Below are 4,368 nucleotides of genomic sequence, written 5' to 3'. Positions count from 1 at the left end.
TCACCTAATAATGTGCCTATTTCTCGGGTAAATCTTGCATTTCTACCTTTTGGAGCATTGCTTACCTCATTTGCATAGCTTATGCGATAATTGCCGTTTAATTCTTTGCATCCTGAAACTATTTGTTCTGCACTTCCTCTATTGGCTCTTGGTTGGCCAATTAGGTTTTTATCCCAGCCACTGAACCATTTGGTAATAGTAAATGGGTACTCAATGGTCTTACCAGTAACTTTATTTTTCCTTGAATGATAACGGTATATCCGTTATCAGAGTTCATAATAAGATCCCAGACCACTTTAGTGTTCATCACTTCTACAGTGTTAAATATGACCGTCACAGTATCAGCATTGCTAGAAATAGTCACAAGTTTATCTCCTTTTACGATCTTCCAAATGTAATGTTGAGCAAGCCCATTTTTTGCTAATAAGAGATCAAATTTTGCACCATAAAAAGCGGTTGTCGGGAAGTTTTTGCTTGCATCGATATTAGATTGAATTAAGAAGCCATAGTTTTTATTCCATTCATTTCTTGCACTAACTGCTGCTTGTGTGGGGGCAAGCTCAGGTTTTGCATAACATATACCTGTGTCTTCTAATATGGTATAAATTTTTGACGGGTGAGTGAGTATATTGCCATTTGGATATTCATTAGCCTTAGGTTCACCATACTTTGAAAATAATGTTAAATCAGCGGATATTTTTACTTTATAAGGCGCTAATTGTCCTTTCTGCGTTAATGAACAAAATGTCTCTTCGTCTGTTGGCGTAAATTCAGTTAATTGATTTGATGAATTTGTGTAATACCAGATCATTTTTACTTTTTCTTTTATGCCAAGATAATCTAGTTCATCACCATCAATATCTATATATTGCTCGTTATTGGGCTGTTTTAGTGGGGCTAGCTTTATGCGGTTTTTAAATGGATAGCTAATGGGTAATGTAGCACGGCTTATTTCATTGCCATAATAATTCTTGCTATCAATAGTTAAGCCAAAAAGGTCAAAATCATCAATATGCGCCTCAATTCTGTCAGTTAATCTCGGTTTGCTTCCTTCAATTATATTGACTGTTTGGGCAGATAAAATGGCATAACTTATTGTTGTAAATTGTAATAGGTATATTGAACACACAATTGTTTTAATATGTTTTTTAGCTACATTCATTATTATTTTTTCCATTATCTCTATTTAAAACAATCATTGTGGCTTTAATTTTAATTAAGATTTTTGGTTTAAATTTTGGATAGGGGATTGCTTAGCATAGGCGCTTTATTTTATATAAACAAATCGTTTGATACGATCAATTTAGGCGCCATTAATAGTATACATCTATTTATAGTAATTTTATTTATTGCTGATATCTTTTATTTTTCGATAGCTAATATGTAAATACCCCATACTGATCATCACCAAAAAAATGGATAAATGTCATTTCTATTATATAACTAACAATCATAGACGAACACATTATGGTCAAAAAAATTTAGTGTAGAGTTTAAACAACAAGCGGAAGATTATGCTTTATCTAATGCGAAATTCTAAAAAAAGGCAAATGTGTACTTCATCAACAATCCAAGTCAGTGAAGTACCAATATATGAAACAACATTTGTCATCGTATCTGATACCGCCGGTCAGTTGTCAGTTGACAGTGAATGTATCAGGTTACTATGCTTGGCTAAAACGTGAGACTAAATCAACGGGGGATGTTTGATAATATCAAAGCGCTTTATTGGCAACATAAAGCCCGCTTAGGTGCACCAAGTTTAGTACATGATATCAGAGACAAAGGCTACGATGTATCAAAAAGAACCGTCAGTCGAATATTACAAAAATTAGGATTACTAAGTAAAGTAGCACGCAAATTTAAACTTCGGGTAGCACCTAAGCTATTTTATAATATGCTGCCCAATACCTTAAATAGACAGTTTAATCCTGAGCGCACTAATCAAGTTTTGGTCACTAATATCACTTATATCAAAACACATGAAGACTGGTTATACCTTTGTGTGATTATTGATTTATTCGGTCGAAAAGTGATTAGACAGCAAACAAGTTCGCATATTGATAGGAATTTAGTTTGTAACATACTGAAACATGCTTTATTTCGTCGTCAATTTCCTAAAGGTATATCACTTCATATTGATCGAGGAAGTTAATATTGCCGTGCGGATTTTAAGCGGTTAGTGTTACGGCATAGACTTAGCCAAAGTATGAACCGAACTGGCAATTGTTGGGATAATGCTGTTGCTGAAATTTTTTTCATACGTTAATTGCATAAATCATGTCGATGTGATTGAATAATTTTGTTGTAGTTGCTGTGACCAAGTTTTACGTGCTTGAGTTAGCGCTAGCGCTTTTTTATGATTTATTTTTGAAGCTGTGATTTTAAACTCAGCTCAGCAAACATCTGTTTGAGCTTACGATTTTCAGCCTCTAACTCTTTTAGACGTTTGAAGTTTCCAACCACCCTATTTTCTTCCATCGATAAAAAGTTGAATTACCCATACCTTATTTACGACAAAGCTCCTTAACAGGAATACCTGCCTCTGCTTCTTTTAAAATAGGTAATATTTGATTTTCAGCCATTTTTTCATAGTTAAATCCTCTTTAATTTTTATCATAGAGAATTTTCTACTTTTTGCTGTACTATTTTATGGGATGGTTACAGATCAATGCGATTTGCAATAATCGTTCATTCATTTCTATTAGTAGATAGTAGATTATTATTCAATTAATAATAAAAATTTTGTTATTAGAAATGAGTGAAATTGTGTATAAAAACACAAGCCACAGCACAATTAGTTGTGTTGTAGCTTGTGTTTTAAATACAAGCTAATATAAGAAATGAACAGGTAAATATTGAATCAAAATACCAGATATTGAATGTTATTAATTAAATCCTTTAGAGGGTTGAATTAAGGTATTTATTTAATAGCAGTGCAGATACCATTTTTAGATTCACTTTCTCCTCGGCAGTGATATACAGCATTATAAGTGTGTAAATCACAATATTCTCTTTCATGCTCATCATATAGCCAGATGCGCTTATAAGAATTACCTTGGTTTGGTGCTGCCGCCCAAGAATTAGGATAAGCATTTTGGTTTGGATCACCCCATTCACCTAATAATGTACCTATTTCTCGGGTGAATTTTGCACTTTTACCTTTTGGTGCATTGCTTACTTCATTTGCATGGCTTATACGATAATTACCGCTTAAATTTTTGCACCCTAAAACTATATCTTCTGCACTTCCTCTATTGGCTTTCGGTTGGCCAATTAGTTCTTTATCCCAGCCACTGAACCATTTGGTAATAGTAAATGGGTACTCAATAGTCTTACCAGTAATTTTATTTTTTCCTTGAATGATAACTGTATACCCATTATCAGGTTTCATAATATGATCCCAAGCCATTTTAGTGTTCTTCGCTTCTTCGGTGTTGAACATGACTGTCACTGTATCAGCATTACTAGAAATAGTCACAAGTTTATCTCCTTTTATTATCTTCCAAATGTAATTTTGGGCAAGTCCATTTTTTGCTAATAGAAGATCAAATTTTGCACCATAAAAAGCTGTTGTTGGAAAATTTTTGGTTGAATCAATATTAGATTGAACTAAGAAACCATTCTTTTCATCCCATTGATTAGCAGCACTTCCTTTTGCATCATCAGGTTGCAGCTCTGGTTTTGCGTAACAGAACCCGGCATCGGGACTTATCGTATAGGTTTTAGATGGCTGTCTGGTCACTTTATTATTGGGATATTGCTTAGTAGATGGTTTTCCATATTTTGACGTTAATATTAAATCCCCTAATATTTTTATTTTATACGGACCAAATTTTCCCCCTTTTGCTAATGAGCAGAGTGTATCAGATTCTGCAAGGGTAAATTCTACCATTTGGTTCTTAGTATTAGTATAATACCATATCATTTGTGGAGGAGATTGTGTTGTAAGATCTCCTAATTCGTCACCATCAACATCAACATATTGTTGTGTATCAGGTTGTTTTATTGGAGCTATTTTAATTTGATTTTTTAATGGATAAGCTGATGATATTGGAAGTTGTGTTACCTCGCTTCCATAGTAATTTTTATTGCCAACAGATAACCCAAATAGATCCAAATCTTCTATACTTTTTTCTAATTGTGGCGATAATGATGGTGAAGTCCCTTCAATACTTTTAGCCGTTTGGGTTGATAGTTTGGCACAAATTTCTGCGCTAAAAAAGAAAGAAATCAGTCCAAATATAATTTTATTAAAGTCACTTTTAGTTATTCTTTTTTTCATGCTATTTTCTACTTATTATTTGTTCTGTGTTTAAAATTATCTTTTACATATTTACCCTAAATTTTATGTAAAGTTTTCTTTCC

Annotated in this window: 3 protein-coding genes; 1 reads left to right on the top strand and 2 read right to left on the bottom strand. The window is 33.2% G+C overall.

The genetic code is table 11. The features are described 5' to 3' along the window. Window positions 1–160 precede the first annotated feature (160 nt). Window positions 161–1,162, bottom strand: coding sequence for a hypothetical protein (locus A9G30_RS05020; protein ID WP_065588251.1), 1,002 nt, complete (start codon window positions 1,160–1,162; stop codon window positions 161–163). Window positions 1,163–1,681: 519 nt separating this feature from the next. Here A9G30_RS05020 and A9G30_RS05015 point away from each other — a divergent pair. After that, window positions 1,682–2,155: a DDE-type integrase/transposase/recombinase gene (locus A9G30_RS05015; protein WP_141672001.1), complete on the top strand. Its 474-nt coding sequence runs from the start codon at window positions 1,682–1,684 to the stop codon at window positions 2,153–2,155. A gap of 768 nt (window positions 2,156–2,923) precedes the next feature. Here the strand turns inward: A9G30_RS05015 and A9G30_RS05005 are convergent. After that, window positions 2,924–4,285 carry a hypothetical protein gene (locus A9G30_RS05005; RefSeq protein ID WP_065588249.1) on the bottom strand — a complete coding sequence of 454 codons (1,362 nt, stop codon included), beginning with the start codon at window positions 4,283–4,285 and terminating at the stop codon, window positions 2,924–2,926. Window positions 4,286–4,368 lie beyond the last annotated feature (83 nt).

It is taken from the genome of Gilliamella sp. Fer4-1 (assembly GCF_001690515.1).
Lineage (GTDB): Bacteria > Pseudomonadota > Gammaproteobacteria > Enterobacterales > Orbaceae > Gilliamella > Gilliamella apicola_C.
This window is presented reverse-complemented; position numbering and strand designations above follow the sequence as displayed.